The sequence below is a fragment of the Helicovermis profundi genome, from assembly GCF_033097505.1.
GTDB lineage: Bacteria > Bacillota > Clostridia > Peptostreptococcales > Acidaminobacteraceae > Helicovermis > Helicovermis profundi.
The window spans coordinates 2,178,472-2,194,712 of the sequence record NZ_AP028654.1; the positions used below are offsets into that span (position 1 = coordinate 2,178,472).

19 protein-coding genes and 1 riboswitch are annotated in these 16,241 nt (G+C 25.5%); all 19 genes read right to left on the reverse strand.

Annotated elements, in window-relative coordinates:
- Window positions 1-2: 2 nt before the first annotated feature.
- The 19 genes from thiE to AACH12_RS09860 all read right to left on the reverse strand — a co-directional run bounded on the left by thiE (window position 3) and on the right by AACH12_RS09860 (window position 16,011).
- Window positions 3-1,064, reverse strand: a complete 1,062-nt coding sequence (thiE, locus tag AACH12_RS09770; protein ID WP_338535230.1) for a thiamine phosphate synthase — start codon at window positions 1,062-1,064, stop codon at window positions 3-5.
- Window positions 1,057-2,175 carry a 2-iminoacetate synthase ThiH gene (gene thiH / locus AACH12_RS09775; protein WP_338535231.1) on the reverse strand — a complete coding sequence of 373 codons (1,119 nt, stop codon included), beginning with the start codon at window positions 2,173-2,175 and terminating at the stop codon, window positions 1,057-1,059. Before thiH ends, thiE begins: the two co-directional genes overlap by 8 nt.
- 1 nt (window position 2,176) lies before the next feature.
- A complete protein-coding gene (locus tag AACH12_RS09780; RefSeq protein WP_338535232.1) occupies window positions 2,177-2,962 on the reverse strand; it encodes a thiazole synthase in 786 nt (261 codons plus the stop codon).
- A 104-nt stretch (window positions 2,963-3,066) separates the two neighbouring features.
- Window positions 3,067-3,663, reverse strand: coding sequence for a sulfur carrier protein ThiS adenylyltransferase ThiF (thiF, locus tag AACH12_RS09785; RefSeq protein ID WP_338535233.1), 597 nt, complete (start codon window positions 3,661-3,663; stop codon window positions 3,067-3,069).
- Window positions 3,663-3,854 carry a sulfur carrier protein ThiS gene (gene thiS, locus AACH12_RS09790; protein WP_338535234.1) on the reverse strand — a complete coding sequence of 64 codons (192 nt, stop codon included), beginning with the start codon at window positions 3,852-3,854 and terminating at the stop codon, window positions 3,663-3,665. The genes thiF and thiS overlap by 1 nt, the downstream gene beginning before the upstream one ends.
- A 98-nt stretch (window positions 3,855-3,952) precedes the next feature.
- A riboswitch (TPP riboswitch) is annotated at window positions 3,953-4,054 on the reverse strand.
- 54 nt (window positions 4,055-4,108) lie between these two features.
- A complete protein-coding gene (locus tag AACH12_RS09795) occupies window positions 4,109-5,185 on the reverse strand; it encodes a hypothetical protein (RefSeq protein ID WP_338535235.1) in 1,077 nt (358 codons plus the stop codon).
- Between the two features lie 147 nt (window positions 5,186-5,332).
- Window positions 5,333-6,880 (reverse strand): DUF3369 domain-containing protein, encoded by a 1,548-nt coding sequence (locus AACH12_RS09800; RefSeq protein ID WP_338535236.1) that lies wholly within the window; start codon window positions 6,878-6,880, stop codon window positions 5,333-5,335.
- Between the two features lie 77 nt (window positions 6,881-6,957).
- A complete protein-coding gene (locus AACH12_RS09805) occupies window positions 6,958-7,248 on the reverse strand; it encodes a hypothetical protein (protein WP_338535237.1) in 291 nt (96 codons plus the stop codon).
- Between the two features lie 191 nt (window positions 7,249-7,439).
- Window positions 7,440-8,105, reverse strand: coding sequence for a deoxyribose-phosphate aldolase (deoC, locus tag AACH12_RS09810; protein WP_338535238.1), 666 nt, complete (start codon window positions 8,103-8,105; stop codon window positions 7,440-7,442).
- 246 nt (window positions 8,106-8,351) lie between these two features.
- Window positions 8,352-8,969, reverse strand: a complete 618-nt coding sequence (gene pduL / locus AACH12_RS09815; RefSeq protein WP_338535239.1) for a phosphate propanoyltransferase — start codon at window positions 8,967-8,969, stop codon at window positions 8,352-8,354.
- Window positions 8,970-9,440: 471 nt separating this feature from the next.
- Window positions 9,441-10,001 carry a flavodoxin family protein gene (locus AACH12_RS09820; RefSeq protein ID WP_338535240.1) on the reverse strand — a complete coding sequence of 187 codons (561 nt, stop codon included), beginning with the start codon at window positions 9,999-10,001 and terminating at the stop codon, window positions 9,441-9,443.
- 11 nt (window positions 10,002-10,012) lie between these two features.
- Window positions 10,013-10,549, reverse strand: coding sequence for a hypoxanthine phosphoribosyltransferase (gene hpt, locus AACH12_RS09825; RefSeq protein ID WP_338535241.1), 537 nt, complete (start codon window positions 10,547-10,549; stop codon window positions 10,013-10,015).
- 124 nt (window positions 10,550-10,673) lie between these two features.
- Window positions 10,674-12,038 (reverse strand): FHA domain-containing protein, encoded by a 1,365-nt coding sequence (locus AACH12_RS09830; RefSeq protein ID WP_338535242.1) that lies wholly within the window; start codon window positions 12,036-12,038, stop codon window positions 10,674-10,676.
- Entirely contained in the window at window positions 12,028-12,204 is a 177-nt protein-coding gene (locus AACH12_RS09835; protein WP_338535243.1) for a Flp1 family type IVb pilin, read from the reverse strand. The genes AACH12_RS09830 and AACH12_RS09835 overlap by 11 nt, the downstream gene beginning before the upstream one ends.
- 107 nt (window positions 12,205-12,311) lie before the next feature.
- Window positions 12,312-13,133 (reverse strand): type II secretion system F family protein, encoded by an 822-nt coding sequence (locus AACH12_RS09840; RefSeq protein WP_338535244.1) that lies wholly within the window; start codon window positions 13,131-13,133, stop codon window positions 12,312-12,314.
- Complete coding sequence (locus AACH12_RS09845; RefSeq protein WP_338535245.1) at window positions 13,133-13,903, reverse strand: hypothetical protein; 771 nt, start codon at window positions 13,901-13,903, stop codon at window positions 13,133-13,135. Before AACH12_RS09845 ends, AACH12_RS09840 begins: the two co-directional genes overlap by 1 nt.
- A complete protein-coding gene (locus tag AACH12_RS09850; RefSeq protein WP_338537372.1) occupies window positions 13,872-14,969 on the reverse strand; it encodes a CpaF family protein in 1,098 nt (365 codons plus the stop codon). Before AACH12_RS09850 ends, AACH12_RS09845 begins: the two co-directional genes overlap by 32 nt.
- Window positions 14,939-15,079, reverse strand: a complete 141-nt coding sequence (locus tag AACH12_RS09855) for a hypothetical protein (RefSeq protein ID WP_338535246.1) — start codon at window positions 15,077-15,079, stop codon at window positions 14,939-14,941. The genes AACH12_RS09850 and AACH12_RS09855 overlap by 31 nt, the downstream gene beginning before the upstream one ends.
- A 35-nt stretch (window positions 15,080-15,114) precedes the next feature.
- Window positions 15,115-16,011 carry a hypothetical protein gene (locus tag AACH12_RS09860; RefSeq protein ID WP_338535247.1) on the reverse strand — a complete coding sequence of 299 codons (897 nt, stop codon included), beginning with the start codon at window positions 16,009-16,011 and terminating at the stop codon, window positions 15,115-15,117.
- Between the last annotated feature and the right edge of the window lie 230 nt (window positions 16,012-16,241).

The window sequence follows — 16,241 nt, forward strand, 5'->3', positions numbered from 1 at the left end:
TTTTATTCAATTTTTTTTCTCCCTTCAAATAAATCCACAATTTCATATAAATTTTTCTCATCATCAATTTCAGTTACCATAGCACAAATCTTACAGCCATTTGATTTTAGCTCTTTATATTTATTTTTCTTTATTCCACCTATGGAAACGTAAGGAATTTCAATATTGTTATTAACCCACTTTAGATAATCTATGCCTTCGCATTTTTCCACATGAATCCTTGTGGACGTTTGGTAAAGCGGACCAACTCCTATATAATCTGCTCCAATTTTTTTTGCATGTAATGCTTGTACGCTACCATGAGTTGAAACGCCTAATATAAATTTTTTGTTTTTTTCATGCATTTCCTTTTTTATTTGATTAACTTTATCAATATTTCCAGGAATTAAAATATCTTCTTGTCCCAAATGTACGCCATTTGCACCAATATCAAATGCTAAATCTACATTATCATTTACTATTAAAATAGCTCCATATTTAGTGCACATATTCTTTAATTCTAAACATATTTCAAGCTCTTTATTAATAGTTATTTCATTTTTTTTGTTTCTATATTGAATAACTTTAATCCCATTTTCCAGCATTTTTTTTACTTGCATTACATATGACAATTTACTATTATCATATGTAATACCATATATTCCATCTTCAAATTTTAGCTGCCAAATTTGATTTAAAAAATCTTTTTCAACCTTATAAATTTTAAATCTAATGTTTTCAAACAATCTTGAAATACCAATTTCTAATTCAAGTTTTGATAACTCTTCAAGCGTTCGAAGTGATTCTTCGCTCCTTTTAAAATTTGACAATACTATATCTTTTATGTTAGCACGATTGCTTATATCACTTTCAAAAGATATTTTTTTCCCAACATCATTTGATGAACTTCTAAATGCAATAATTTTTATACTATCAAATGTATCTCTAATTTCATGTCTTAAGTTTCTTAATTCATTGGATAAGTATTTATTATTATATTTAAATCTTGCTATATCTTCTACAACTCTAATACCTTCAGCAGCCCTATTAATTGAAGCATCAATTATTCTATAATAATTAATCATATAAGTTCACCCAATCTCTTAAAATTGGCTGATATCCAGCATCATATATTAGTTTTTCTACATCTTTTACTGCCGAATGGTCCGATATTTCAAATTGACTTATAGAATTTTTGTAAACAACATGTCCCCCAACCTCAGTAGAAACTTCAGCAGACATTTTATTCACACCAAGCGGGATAATATTTCTTCTAAATTCTTTGCTTTCTCTAGTTGATATATTAACTGATACATATGGTAAAAACAGTCTTATAGATGTAATAATTTGCACAAATTCTTTATCACTAACTTCCATATAATTATAATTTTCATCTTCTGTTGTGCTAATTTTTTTTATTCTTGGAAATGAAAGTCCTATTTCTAGCTCTGGAAATTTTTTAGCTAAGTATTTTGCATGAAGCCCTAAGATAAAAACATCCATTTTCCAATCACTTAATCCAAGTAGTACACCTATGTTTAAGGACTTGATATTTGCATTTGCAATATTTTCTGGCGTATTCAATCTAAATAGATAATCTCTCTTTTTTCCCGAAATATGAACTTTGCTATAAATTTCTTGGTCGTAAGTTTCTTGATATACCGTTACTCCGTAAACTCCTAATTTTTCAAGAATTTTATACTCAATTTCATTAAGAGGATATATTTCTATTGAAATAGAAACAAAATATTTTTTTAATACTCTAATTGAACTCACAATATATTCAAAAGGTGATTTTGCTCTTGATTCACCCGTTAAAAGCAGTATATGATTAATTCCTTTTGAGTGTAAATAATCTGCTTCCATTTCAATTTCATCATTACTTAACTTCACTCTGCTAATTTGATTATTTTTATTAAAACTACAATATAAACATCTATTATCGCAAAAATTTGATATATAAAGGGGGGAATAAATAGTAATTGCTTTTCCAAAATTATTTAAAGATAATATTTTGCTTTTTTTCGCCATTTTTTCAAGTTCAAATAATCCATTTTCTGATAAAAGTTTTGCGAAATCATATTCATCAATAGTTTCTTTTTCTAGTATTCTTATAACTTCATTTCTACTAGTAGTGGTAAATAATTTTTTAACAAATTCCTTATCCATTATCTCTAACTCATCATAAAAGTTCATATCATTCACCTAAAAATCCTGTAAGTGGCGATGAAGCTTCAGCTCTCTCTAAAGTTCTACCAAGTTTCGAAACATATGCAATTCTACCTGCTTCAACCGCCATTGAAAATGCTTCCGCCATATTAATAGGATTATTTGATGTTGCAATAGCAGTATTAACTAGAACAGCATCTGCTCCCATTTCCATCGCATATGCTGCATCTGAGGGCTTTCCAATTCCTGCATCAACAATAAGAGGAATATCAATTTCTTCAATTAAAATTCTAATCATTTCTTCTGTTCTTATTCCTCTATTTGATCCAATTGGAGATCCTAGCGGCATAATTGTTGAAGCACCAGCATTCACAAGACTCCTCGCACTAGATAAATCAGGCGACATATATGGAAGTACTACAAATCCTAATTTTGAAAGAGTTTCTGTAGCTTTAATTGTTTGGTAGTTATTGGGAAGTAGATGCTTATTGTCATCAATTATTTCTAATTTTATCCAATTACCACAACCCATTTCTTTTGCTATTTTAGCAATTCTTATTGCTTCTTCAGCATTTCTAGCACCAGATGTATTCGGAAGTAACTGAATATTTTTAGGAATATAATCTAATATATTCCGTTCTTTTTTACTTGTGTCAATTCTTCTTAAAGCCATTGTAACCACTTCTGTATGGCTTTTTTCTATAACCTTAGAAATCATCGATTTCGATGGATATTTACCGGTTCCAATTAATAATCTACTATTTAATTTTCTTGTACCTATAACTAAATCTTTATCTTTTATAAAATTATCCATTTTTTTATATACTAAATATTGTTTATTTAGTACAGCCTCCTTTCGGTAATATATTTTTTCTAGCTTTAAATACTTTTTAGCACTTAACAAATAATCATTTAAAGCTATATATTATTTTTAATAATATTCATAACATTATTTGCTTCATGTGATGCAGTCATCATTACCCTTGCTGATAATAATTCTGGAAAAATATTAGAATCAGATACAAAATCACCTGAAATATAGAATCTTTCTGATTTTTTTTTAGTTAAAATGTCATTCGAATCTCCAAAGCCAGCCATACCCGATGCTGATATAAGTATTTTATCCGTTTCGCCTAAAACCCAATTTGCAAGTTCAGCTTTACATATAGGACTATCAAAAGCCTCAACAATAATATCCGCTTTACTTAAATATCTTTCAAAATTAGATAATGACAATTTTAATTTTTCACCAATAATTTTTATATTTGGATTTATATTTTTCAGTATTAAACTCGTCGCCTTAACCTTAGAATTACCAACATCATTGATATAATAGTTTTGTCTATTTAAATTTGATAATTCAACATTATCAAAATCATAAATAATTAGCCTATCAATACCCGAACGAACAAGCATCATAGCAATATTTGATCCCAACCCTCCAAGACCAAGAACTGCAACACTAACTTTTTTATATTTTCTTATAAGTTCATCTGAATTTTTTAAATTTATCACTAACCGCCTCCTATAAATCCAATAATTTCAATACTATCTTTGTCAAATATTTTTTTCTTGTCATACTGAGACTTACTTATAATTTCTTTATTTACTTCTACAACAACTTTTTCAAAATCTAAATTCATTTTTTCTAATAATTCTTTAACATTTGAATAATCACAACCTATTTGCTTTCCGTTAACATACATTTTTTAAAATATTTACCTCCTTTGCGAATAAAAAAATTGCGCCATAGGCACATTAGTTATATTATGTAAATAAAAAAACCTGCCAAGAGGCAGGTTAATTACAATATAACAGGCTTCCCTACGTTAGTACTAGCTAAATCAGGTTAAAGGGTTAAAATATATCTATTTCTCTCAGCCAACAGGCACCCCTAGCAAAATATTAAGTTCGAAATTATTGTACATCATTAAAATCAAAAAGTAAACCTAAAAATCATCTATTCTTTAATTATACTTAAAATTCTATTTAAAGTATTTTCATTATTCTTTTTCTTTCCAAGAACCATTATTGAAAAATCATCTGCTAGTATCTCTTTTGGTCCAGAACTTACAGACGAATTATTGCTAACTACTGAGTAATATTTGTCAATTTGATTCAAATTAATCTCTAAGAGCTTTCCACCCTCCATTTCATTATTTTCATCGTCAACATATAAGGGTTTGATAACACCTCCGTCTATTTTTACGGCTATATACTTATTGATTATGCTCTTTTCAATATCAGACTTATCTCCATCAAATTTTTCATTAAAGTATGAAATTGGCATGAATTTAAATTCTGACTCTGAATATGAACCTTGAATATAATACTCGATTTTATAGTCATTATCATTAGTAAATTTATTATCTACATATTCTTTGGGATAAATTAATTCAGAAGACTTAACAAAGCCAATTGAATTACATAATTTTTCATATTTTTTTTCATCTTTATTTACAATCATATAAAACAAACTTTTTACAATTGCTTCATTTAAATTTTCTTTGTAACCATTAATTAAACTTTCAGGTAAAAATATTGCATTATCTCTAATAAAAAATTTACCATATTCTAAAGAATCTTTTGTTTTAAATAAATATATTTTACTTGGTAAATTAATATTATTATCTGAAAAGTATTTCTCAAAAGTCATAATATTTTTTATGATTCTATTTTTTTCTTCTTCATTCCAATTTAAAATTTTATCCTTATATATGTCATGTCTTTTATTCACATCAACATCTTTATATTCACCATATCGTATGTAAAAATCATTATTTGAAAATCTATTAACTAAATCTTGATCATTATATAAAAAATCAATTCCTTTTGCTTGATTAGAAAATTCAATACTATCACTCAAATTAAGTAGTTCAAAAATAGTTTTACTTTCAGATGCTTTACTATTATCTAAATTAATTATATTTTTTTTTGTTTCATTTTTATTAGTACAAGCGCTTAGGCTAATAATAAATACTACAAGCATTATAAACAAGCATATTTTTTTCGATTTTTCAATTAATAAATTAATCATTCAATTCCTTACCTTCCACTAATTTTGATAAATAATACATTATTTGTATAACATCATTATAATCTATTATTATATTCAATACCATCAAAACATCAAAAAAAATATAAATATTTCAGTTGATGTTTTGTGTTTTAATGTTTTAGTTTTTCAGTTTGTAGAAAATCTAATTTTTTTAAATTCTTCTAAATTTTCTAAAAATATTTGTACTAATTTTGGATCAAATTTATAACCACTTTGAAGCTTAATAAATTCTATTACATCACTAAAAGATAGTGCATTTCTATAAAACGTATCACTTGTCATAGTGTCAAATACATCAACTAGTGAAATTATTCTAGCATACAAGTGTATCTCCTCTTCTTTTTTTGCTAGTGGATAACCTGTACCATCCCAATTTTCATGATGCCCATATGCAATTTTAGATGCAATTTCCATGAGTTCTAAATTACTATCTTTTAATATATCAAAGCCTAATAAGGAATGTTCTTTAACAATATCAAATTCTTCGTGGGAAAGTTTTGATGGTTTTTTTAATATATTTTCAGGAATTCCAATTTTACCTATATCATGCATCGGTGCAGCCATTTTAAGTAATTCTGATTCTTCTTCAGATAATCCATATTTTATAGCCATTAAATATGAGTATTTGGATACTCTTTTTACATGATCATTTGATTCATCTGACCTTGTTTCTACTACTTCACCCAATTTATATATAATTTCCTTTTGAGTGTCTAATATCTTTTCATTTAGAAAAACATTATCAAAAGCAAACGCTATATTTGTTGAAAATAGATCAAGCATTTCTTTATCCAAATCATCTAGTTCTCTTATATCTTTAAAAACGACAAAGTTATCAATTTCACCTAAACTTTGATAGTAACCAATAAAATATTTATTTGTAATTATATTATTCTTTTTTAACTTAGATTCATCTATTAAATCAAGTAATTCTTTGGATACACAATCTTCTACCCTTTTATCTATAAAATTCTCGAATTCTCCCGTTGCTGATAAAATATATCTTTCTCCTTTTTCATTTTTATTTGTTGCGGCAAAGCTTGAGGTTCTTAAAAATAAAGCGTCATCTGTAAATCCATACATTGATGTTAATTGAGTTATTAGACCTGAAACAAATTTTTTAAGTGAACCTATTTCAAACAATTTACTTGAAGCTAAAACAATTTCTTTTAATCCCTTTCTATTTTTTTCAATTTTCATCAAATCACTATACGCTCTAAGGGCTGATATTACTGATGTAAACAGTTTTTGAACAGTAAGTTCTGTCTTCGTTTTGTAATCATTAATATCATATTCTACAATTATTTTTTCTTCAGGTGCTTGTCCAGGTTGACCAGTTCTTAAAATTATTCTTACAAAAGAGTTATCCTTGTCTTCCCTTATAAATTTTATTAGTCTTAATCCAGAATCTTCAGTTTCCATAACAACATCAAGAAGTATTAATGCTATATCATCTACTTCATTAAGAATTTTTTTTGCATCATTTGAATTATACGCGCTATAAAACTCTATTTTTTTTCTATCAAAAATAAAATCACTTAAAACAAGTTTTGTTGTACTATGCACTGCTTCTTCATCATCTACAATAAGAATTTTCCATTTCTCAGTTTCTTCTATTTCATCTATATCTTCATCTTCTTCAAAAAACATTAATTCATCATAATCGTTTTTCATACTACACCTCCTATCATTTTGAGTATACCCAAAAAAAAAACAAAAGAAACAAAATTACTTTTGTTTCTTTTGTTTTTTTATTCATCTAAATTTTCATAAGATTTTACATCTTCAGCATCACTATATTCTGATCTATCAAAATCACTATTAGAATTCGATGAACTGTTATATGATTGCTCAAATTCACTATCTTTATTATTATCATTTAAAATCTTTTTTTTAATAACAAATTTATAAATTAAGTATGCAAGAAAAACAAATCCTAGAGGTGTTGCAAATATTAATTTCATAAAAGAAGAAAAAATAATCAATAATAAAACTGTGAAAATAAGTCCAAGCAAGCACCCTGAACTATTAAAAATTCTCATCTAAATATCCTCCTTATAATTTTATACGATTATATTAATATAGTAACCCTAAAGCATAATAATTTCAATTAATAAAACATTAAGAATTTATTAATTTTAACAAATAAATACTTTTAATTTCTTTGATATTCTATGTAAATTAATAAAAAACTATACATAGATTTCTATCTATGTATAGTTTAAAATTTTATTTAGTAATCAGAGTCACTTTTTCCTCCAGTAACAATTGCAATTGATGAACTGGCACCTATTCTTGTAGCACCTGCATTAATCATTTTAAGAGCTGTTTCATTATCACGTACACCACCTGAAGCCTTAACCCCAAGATTAGGTCCAACAGTCTTTCTCATCAATTTAATATCGGCTTCAGTAGCTCCACCAGTAGAAAAACCTGTTGACGTCTTAACAAAATCTGCTTCTGCTTCAACTGAAAGCTCGCAAGCTTTTATTTTTTCTTCATCAGTTAAAAGACATGTTTCAAGAATTACTTTTAATAGTGCTTTTCCTTTGCACACATTTTTAACTGCTTTAATATCATTTAATACATATGAATAATCTTTGTTCTTTAATGCAGTAACATTTAAAACCATATCTATTTCATCAGCACCATCTTCAATTGCTTTTTTAGCTTCTAATGCTTTGATTTCGCTAACATTTGCTCCTAAAGGAAATCCAATAACCGAGCATACATTCACATCTGAATTTTCCAATTCTTTAGAAACTAACTTTACATTATAAGGATTAATACAAACAGAATAAAATCCATATTCTTTTGCTTCATCGCAAACTTTAACAACATCCTCTTTTGTAACACTAGGCTTTAATATAGTATGATCAATATATTTTGCCAAATTCATAACATCACCTTTTCCTTCCCCATATACTTGTCTGACAACTTGTACGTTGTAAAACAATTTTTCTATTTATATTAGACATATTTCTTACAAAACAAGCTTAAAAGCCAATTTGTAGTTTGATAAACTTGTTTTTAAAGTTGTTCGAACAAGATGATTATAACATAATATAAATAAAAAATCTACCTTGAACACAAGATAGATTTTTGTATTTTTTTACACTATAAATTAGCAAATATAAGTAATTTACTAAATTATTTCAACTTCAACTCCATTTTTAAGTCCAGATGCATTGCCTTCGTCAATATCTAAGTGAAATTCTAATGCATAACTTGGACTAACTCTACATAAAACATTTTCAAAGACAAGACCTCTTTCACCAGTTACTCTAACACTTACATATTCTTTATCTTTAACATTATATTTTTCTGCATCAGCTGTATGCATATGAATGTGTCTAGCAGCAGCAATTATACCTTCAGTTATCTCAACTTCACCTTTTGGCCCAACTAATTTACCACCTGGGCTATCAGCTAGATTACCAGAGTCTCTAACAGGTGGGTTTACACCCAAAGCAAAACCATCAGTAACACTAATTTCAATTTGAGAATTACCTCTTGCAGGTCCTAAAACTCTCATAGTTAGTTTTCCTTTTCTACCAACTACATCAATTTTTTCATTACATGCAAATTGACCTGGTTGAGAAAGGTCTTTAAATTTTGTTAATTCATATCCCTTACCAAATAATACATCAATATGAGCTTGACTTAAATGAACATGCCTATTTGACAAACCTACCGGTACCAATTTTTTAATCACTAAAATAATCCTCCGTTTTTTAATAAACTTTAATAATCTTGTATACATTATACTTTAATTATATATTCGAGAAAAAAAATGTCAAGACTCGCGAATAAAAAAAGCAGTGCGATAAATAAATTAAAAAAAGATATTAAAAACACGAATTTTGTTTTTAATATCTTTTTTAATTTATTTATCATAGTGCTAAAAGCACGTGGCCTATAAACGAAGTTTGTAGGCTGGCGGCTTACACTCTTTAAATTTAAACACTTTTAATAATAAAAAAATTTACCTTTAATTCTTTTTTCCACATATTTATCATAGTGCTAAAAGCACGTGGCCTATAAACGAAGTTTGTAGGCTGACGGCTTATACTCTTTAAATTTAAACACTTTTAATAATAAAAAAATTTACCTTTAATTCTTTTTCCACATATTTAGCATAGTGCTAAAAGCACGTGGCCTATAAACGAAGTTTCTAGGCTGACGGCTTACACTCTTTAAATTTAAACACTTTTAATAATAAAAAAATTTACTTTTAATAAATACTTTTTGCAGAACTAATTACATGCTTAATTACATCTGTTCTTTCTTCAAATGGTTTATTATCAGTATTATCTATCAAAATTGTTTCAGTAAACTTAGCGTCAATTGATTTAAAAAATAAATCAACTACTAAAGATACACCTGGTATAGTTTTGTCCTTTTGCTTAGCTCCAGTTGTAATAAGAAGTATCCCTTTTTTCCCTTTTTTAAGGGTTTGCTTTTTTAAAAGAAATTTTTTGGACCAATACATTTGGCATCTATCAATCATCACTTTTGTAAGACTTGAAACTGAATTAAAAAACATTGGAGTTGCAAGAATAACAATATCTGCCTCATCAAGTTTTTTATAAATCAAATTCATATCATCATTAAATTTACATTTTGCATTTTTTGCACAATAATAACAAGCATCACACATAGAAATAGTAAGATCTTTTAAATCTACTCTTTCTATAGTATTTTTATTTATATCTATATTCTCTAAATATCTTTTCAACATTTGATCCGTATTTCTATTTAATCTCGGTCCACCGTAAATAGCTATTATTTTCAATTTATTTACTCCTAAATATATACTTCTTTCTTAAGAGTCGCAATGTATGGTAAATTTCTATACTTCTCAGCAAAATCAATTCCATAACCAACAATAAACTCATCAGGTATTTTGAATCCAACGTATTTAACATTCAAATCAACTTTTCTTCTATCTGGTTTATCTAAAAGAGTTACAATTTCAAGACTCTTAGGGCCTCTAGAATTAAAATTCTCTGAAAGATACTTTAAAGTAAGCCCAGTGTCAATTATATCTTCGACAATAAGTATATGTTTTCCTTCAATGCTGTAATCTAAATCTTTAATAATTTTCACAATACCAGAACTCTCAGTAGAATGACCATAACTTGATGCAGCAATAAAATCAATTTGAAGTGGTAAATCAATTTTTCTAATTAAATCACTCATAAAAACGTTCGCACCCTTAAGTACACCAATTACGAGCAATTCTTTTCCCTTGTAATCATTTGCTATTCTTTCTCCTAATTCTATTACTTTTCTAAGTATTATTTCCTCAGAATAAAGCACTTCTTTAATATCATTTTTCATAATTTTCACCCCACATAAAATAGTTTAATCTATTTACATTATACTATAAGAAAAATAATATTCCAGAACCTTTTTTGAAAAATTAATAAAATGATTCGTATAATTACTAACTACCACATAAAGATTAATTATTTATTGCAAATTTTATTTTAGCAAATGCAACTACATCACCATTTTTTATTTCTACATTAATTCCAGAATCAATTCTATGTCCATTTAAAAACGTTCCATTTAAACTATTCATATCTTTAATAAAGAATTTTCCATTGAGCTTTAATACTTTTGCATGTATTCTTCCAATAGTTTGATCTTGAATCCAAATATTATTAATATTTTCTCTTCCAATAGTAATAAACATATCCTCCTTAAATTCAATTTGATGTTTTTCTCCGCTTCTTAAATCGCAAAAACTAAGTAATTTGCATTCATCTGTAAGAAGGATAGTCTTACCATAATCACTAATTATATTATTTTTATTAATTTCTTCTTCGTCAATAATATCGTTCGTAATATTTAATGCTATATCATTGTTTTTATTCTCAAATGACTTTTTCTCAAAATCAAATTTTTCAATATTTTTTTTCACATTGCTGTCAGTGTTTTTATTAATTATTTTTTCCCGTACAAAATATACTATAAAAAATATAATCACAATAAATATGTTTATTATAAATATATTTATAAGTTTTAATTTATCTAATATATATAAACTCATTGAGGAAATTAAAAGCAATAAAACATAAATTGCTAAACCTATCATTAATTTATGTTTGTTTTCTTTTGATATTTCTTTTTCTAACTGTTTTTTTGAAATGATTTTTTTGTTACTTGGTTTTTTTATTTGATTTTCATTATACTCAATTTTTCCATTATTAATATTGTTTTTTTCTTTAAAATCATCGTTTTCAAAATTACCTATTTGTTTTTTCATAATATATTCTTTTATTTCTTTTTTAATCACTATAGTTGAGTCATATTTATTAATAATATTCATAATAAATATTGTATCTGGATTCTTTATTTCAAGTAAAACATTATTTCTAACAAAGTTTTTTATAAAGTCAATCAAATTCACTTTAGAATAATAACTTTTAATAGGTAAATATATTAGTTTTAGTTGATTACTTTTTTTATCAAAATACATATAATCTATATCCAATATAAACTTATTAGCATCTAAATAATAATTATTTGCTCCTTCAATTATATCGATTAGCGATATTAATAAATCCTTTAAATCATAATTATTACTTCTAACTACATAATTTAGTGGTACAAGTTGTGTTAAATCATAATTCAAGTTTGTTATATTATCAATTGTTTCTGACTTAATTTGAATAATATTATTAATATTATTTTCATAGATCATATTTATTTGAAACCACTCTAAATCGTCATATGAATACTCAATACTCATATTGTTAGTTTCATTATTTCTTTTAAAATTCAGTTTTGGAATATTAGTATTTGTTAAATTTCTAATTGTCATTATATTCAACCTTTTCAATTTGTAAATTTGTTTCATTGATTTTATCAACTTGATTCTTCGTATATTTCATAACAAAACTTCCAAAGAAAAGAGCTAATCCAATCAGTATTGCGATTATAAAAACAATTTCAATTGTACCCATCCCATCATTATTATTTATTTTCATTTTTTCCTCCTTGTATAATTGGGTCATAAATATTTCTTAAGTATCTTTCGAATATTCTTACCTAATTCATTTATATTATTTGTGATTAAAAATTTAAAGATACAATATTATTGTAAAGACATTATAGTTGGAACTGTCAACATTAAGACTGTTCCAAGAAAAAATAATATAAGAGGAAATACCATTTTAACTTTTAAGCTTTCTCCTTTAATTTTTACTCTTTGTTTTCTTTCAATCATAATATCGTTTTCAAGATTTTTAATATTTTCAAGAGATTCAATATTCCCTACTCTAATAAAAGTTATTAAAGAGCTTTTTAACCTTTTAATCGATGTAATATTAATCATAGTCAACAAATTATCTATTTCATTTATTATTGATTCACCATTATTCAAGTTTTCTACCAAATATAAAAGTTCATAATTAAAATAATTTTTTTCCGATTCTACAGAAATATATATTGCTTTTTTTAAAGTCATTCCACTTAAAAGATAGGTATACAGTCTTCCAACAAAATATGGCAAAATATCAATAATTTCATTAACATTTTTTTTAATTCTCATATTAATTTCGAAATAAGAGATAGATGAAATCACGATTGCTATTAAAATTGAATATAAAAATATAAGAAAAGACAAACCAAATTTAACTTCAAGAACTAAATTTGTAGTAGTAAAACTAACTAGTAAACAACTTATAATAAAACTAAGTAATTGCTTATTCTCATTTTCTCCATAATTACTTCCAAATATAAGTACTGTTTTTCTATTAAAATTATCTTTTATAAATTTATATTTATATAAGTATTCTGAAATATAAAATGCTATTGGAAATGCATTTAGTATTTTTAACCAATCTTCAGTTATTACTATTCTTTTCCTTAATATAATTTTTTGAAATATTATTATAGTTATTAATATTATTGACATTATTCATCCTCTGTAAGTATTCCTTTTAAAATAAATATTCCTAATAAAAAAATCAAATATATTATTAGAATAAACATATATCCTGAAGTGGCTAAAAAAATACTGCTAAAATAATTATTGTCATAATATTCAAGCAAATTTACTAAAATAGGCGGAATTAAAATCATAATACTCGCTTCCAACCTTTTATCAGAATAAGAAGCCCATATTTCATCTTCTATCTCATCTATTTTGCAAATAAATTCAAATTGATTATACAAAGTTTTGCTTATATCATTGCCAGTTTCAATATTACATTTTATTGTTTTAATAACATTATCAAGGTTAACATTTTCAATTTCGTACTGTTTTAATGCGTATATAATACTATTGCCTTTCTTAAGAGAATCAATAATCCTATCAATACTCCTAAATATATTTAAATGTATTAGCTTATCTTTTTCACTTATTCCTTTAAAATACTCACAAAATGAATTTTCAATGTTTAATCCAGAAGCTAATGAAGATAGTAGAGAATATATAAAATCCTTCAATAATTCTAATTCTTTTTTTTTATATTTTTTCAATATTATTCCTTTCAAAGTTAAAAAAAATAATATATAAAAAATAATAAATATAATAATAGAAAAAGCATTTTTAAAAAACATAGTAGCGTAAATAATTGATAATAGTAATGAAATTATAACAATACTATATAAATCCTTTTTTAATAAATTAATACTACTTTTATTAAGATATTTATCTGTAAAATTTCTTAAGAATTTCTTCATAAGCTTCTCCACTTTCAATGATTTTGTACTCGCAATTTTGTACATCATAAATTGTACTAAATAAATTTCTTAATTTATAACCGTTAACACTACTACTTTCTATTAAATCTATCGCTGAAATTCTCCTAACACTATCTTTATATCTTTTGATATTTATTAAAATATCAATTCCAGAGGTAATTTGATTTCTAACAGCTTCAATAGGATACTTTGCATTACTTAGTATCATAGTCTCAAGCCTATATAACATATCAATATTACTATTTCCATGACCTGTTGAAAGTGAACCATCGTGCCCTGTATTCATTGCTTGAATCATATCAATAGCTTCAAAAGACCTTACTTCTCCAACAATTATTCTATCAGGACGCATCCTAAGTGAAGCTTTAATAAGATCTGCAATAGTAATTTCTGAATTTTTGCTAAAATTAGAATTTCTTGTTTCTAAGGAAATAACATTATCGTGTTCCCAAAACTTAAGTTCAGCACTATCTTCAATAGTAATAATTCTCTCGTTATGATTTATATGATTTGATAGAGCGTTTAATAATGTCGTTTTTCCTGAACTTGTACCACCGGAAATAAAAATATTAAAATTATGTTTTATTATATGAATTAAAAATTTTAAAATCTTTTCATTAAATGCATTTTTGAGTTTTAATTCCTCAAGAGAATAACATTTTTTCTTAAATTTTCTTATGGTAACGCTTGGTCCTTTTATTGAAATAGGGTCTAGCACTACATTCACTCTAGAGCCATCGCTAAGTCTAGCGTCTACTATTGGAGAAGTTGTATTCACTTGCCTATTCACTTCTGAAACTATTCTGTAAATTAAATCCATCAATTTTTCTTTATTTAAAAATGAATTCTCCACTTTCACAATAATTCCATTTTTCTCTATATATATTTCATCAAAACTATTTATCATTATTTCATCGACTAAGTCATCATCTAAATATTCCTGAATAATATCATTTCCATAAATTTTATTATATATACTATTTACAATCCCTATTTTCTCATCAAAACTTTTGTCTATATACTCCTCAAAAACTTTAAAACTAATTTTTTTTTTACTTCTTCTGCGTCCTTTACAAAACTTACTTCTTTTAACACTAATTCTTTAATTCTTTCCAAATTCGAATCTGCGCTAACTTCTTTTTCTCTTAAATTCATAATCACCTCTAAAACTATCTAATAATCTTCAAATACTATCTAATACTCAGTATGGCTTCATGTACAATTTTTTCCATGGAATTTTCACATATACTATCTAGATCAATATAATTAGAAATAAATATATGTTTTTTAAACGTTTTATTTTTTTTTAGCTCTTCTAAATACCTTTGTTCTCTATAGTTCCTCTTATAATCAAGTATTAAGCTAATATTCGATTTTTCTATTAAAGAATATAGTAAATCTGAAATTCTAAGTCCATTGTTTAGAATAATATAGTCAAAATTTGCAGAATTCTTTAATTTTTCTAATATAATTAATAAATTATTTATTGAATCACTAATATCAATCTCATTATTAAAAGGTCTATATAACAAAAAATTATTTTCAGATAAAAAAAATGATACGTCAATTTTCTCATTCGAACTTAAATTCAAAATTGAATTTGTAATCTCATCCCAGTTACATTTTTTACTGGCCTCTGATAGATACTGTAGATCAATTTGAAGTATTTTAAGCTTTTTAGCTCCTAAACTTTTGCAAATAAAATTAGCAAAATGATCACAACTATAATAGTTATTCGAAGTTATATTCAAAATTTTAGTTATACTGTTATTATCAATATTATACATAATTTTATTTAAGATTTTTTCACAAGAATCATATTTATAAATACAATTACCTGCCAAAGTTTTACTAGTAATTTCTATGAAAATTAATTCCTCTAAATTATTAATCGTATCATTAGTTATTAAAAAATCATATATCTCTTTTTTGGCTACTACAACATCAATAATATATTTTCTAAAAAATTTTACTAATTCATCTTTTTCAGAAACTCCCAATAAAAAATATGTTATTTTTCTCTTAGATGATTCTTTAAGCAGCATATTCAATTTATCTTTATTTGAATCAAAAAATAATACTTTCATGATTTCACGATATTAATCGAACTCCCCCCTCTCTTTTATTCGATGCCTTAGAGTTCTAATACACTCCACTTCTTAAAAAAGTGGGGATATTAGAACTCTAAAAAGGCCCTGGATTATGTTTTCTTGTATTCAGTGGGAGTAAAAACTCCCTCTGAATACAAGAAGTTCGTTTATGAATATTATAACACTAATGTAAATATATGTATACTGTTTTATAAAAAAAAACCCGT

Excerpts from the sequence above, each read along its gene's own strand:
- thiE (WP_338535230.1), bottom strand. The coding sequence starts at position 1,064 with ATGATTAATTATTATAGAATAATTGATGCTTCAATTAATAGGGCTGCT.
- AACH12_RS09835 (WP_338535243.1), bottom strand. The coding sequence starts at position 12,204 with ATGAAAATAAATAATAATGATGGGATGGGTACAATTGAAATTGTTTTT.
- pduL (WP_338535239.1), bottom strand. The coding sequence starts at position 8,969 with ATGTATACAAGATTATTAAAGTTTATTAAAAAACGGAGGATTATTTTA.
- hpt (WP_338535241.1), bottom strand. The coding sequence starts at position 10,549 with ATGAAAAATGATATTAAAGAAGTGCTTTATTCTGAGGAAATAATACTT.
- AACH12_RS09860 (WP_338535247.1), bottom strand. The coding sequence starts at position 16,011 with ATGAAAGTATTATTTTTTGATTCAAATAAAGATAAATTGAATATGCTG.
- AACH12_RS09855 (WP_338535246.1), bottom strand. The coding sequence starts at position 15,079 with ATGAATTTAAGAGAAAAAGAAGTTAGCGCAGATTCGAATTTGGAAAGA.
- thiH (WP_338535231.1), bottom strand. The coding sequence starts at position 2,175 with ATGAACTTTTATGATGAGTTAGAGATAATGGATAAGGAATTTGTTAAA.
- AACH12_RS09795 (WP_338535235.1), bottom strand. The coding sequence starts at position 5,185 with ATGATTAATTTATTAATTGAAAAATCGAAAAAAATATGCTTGTTTATA.
- AACH12_RS09805 (WP_338535237.1), bottom strand. The coding sequence starts at position 7,248 with ATGAGAATTTTTAATAGTTCAGGGTGCTTGCTTGGACTTATTTTCACA.
- thiS (WP_338535234.1), bottom strand. The coding sequence starts at position 3,854 with ATGTATGTTAACGGAAAGCAAATAGGTTGTGATTATTCAAATGTTAAA.
- AACH12_RS09840 (WP_338535244.1), bottom strand. The coding sequence starts at position 13,133 with ATGTCAATAATATTAATAACTATAATAATATTTCAAAAAATTATATTA.
- AACH12_RS09780 (WP_338535232.1), bottom strand. The coding sequence starts at position 2,962 with ATGGATAATTTTATAAAAGATAAAGATTTAGTTATAGGTACAAGAAAA.
- AACH12_RS09845 (WP_338535245.1), bottom strand. The coding sequence starts at position 13,903 with ATGAAGAAATTCTTAAGAAATTTTACAGATAAATATCTTAATAAAAGT.
- AACH12_RS09830 (WP_338535242.1), bottom strand. The coding sequence starts at position 12,038 with ATGACAATTAGAAATTTAACAAATACTAATATTCCAAAACTGAATTTT.
- AACH12_RS09800 (WP_338535236.1), bottom strand. The coding sequence starts at position 6,880 with ATGAAAAACGATTATGATGAATTAATGTTTTTTGAAGAAGATGAAGAT.
- deoC (WP_338535238.1), bottom strand. The coding sequence starts at position 8,105 with ATGAATTTGGCAAAATATATTGATCATACTATATTAAAGCCTAGTGTT.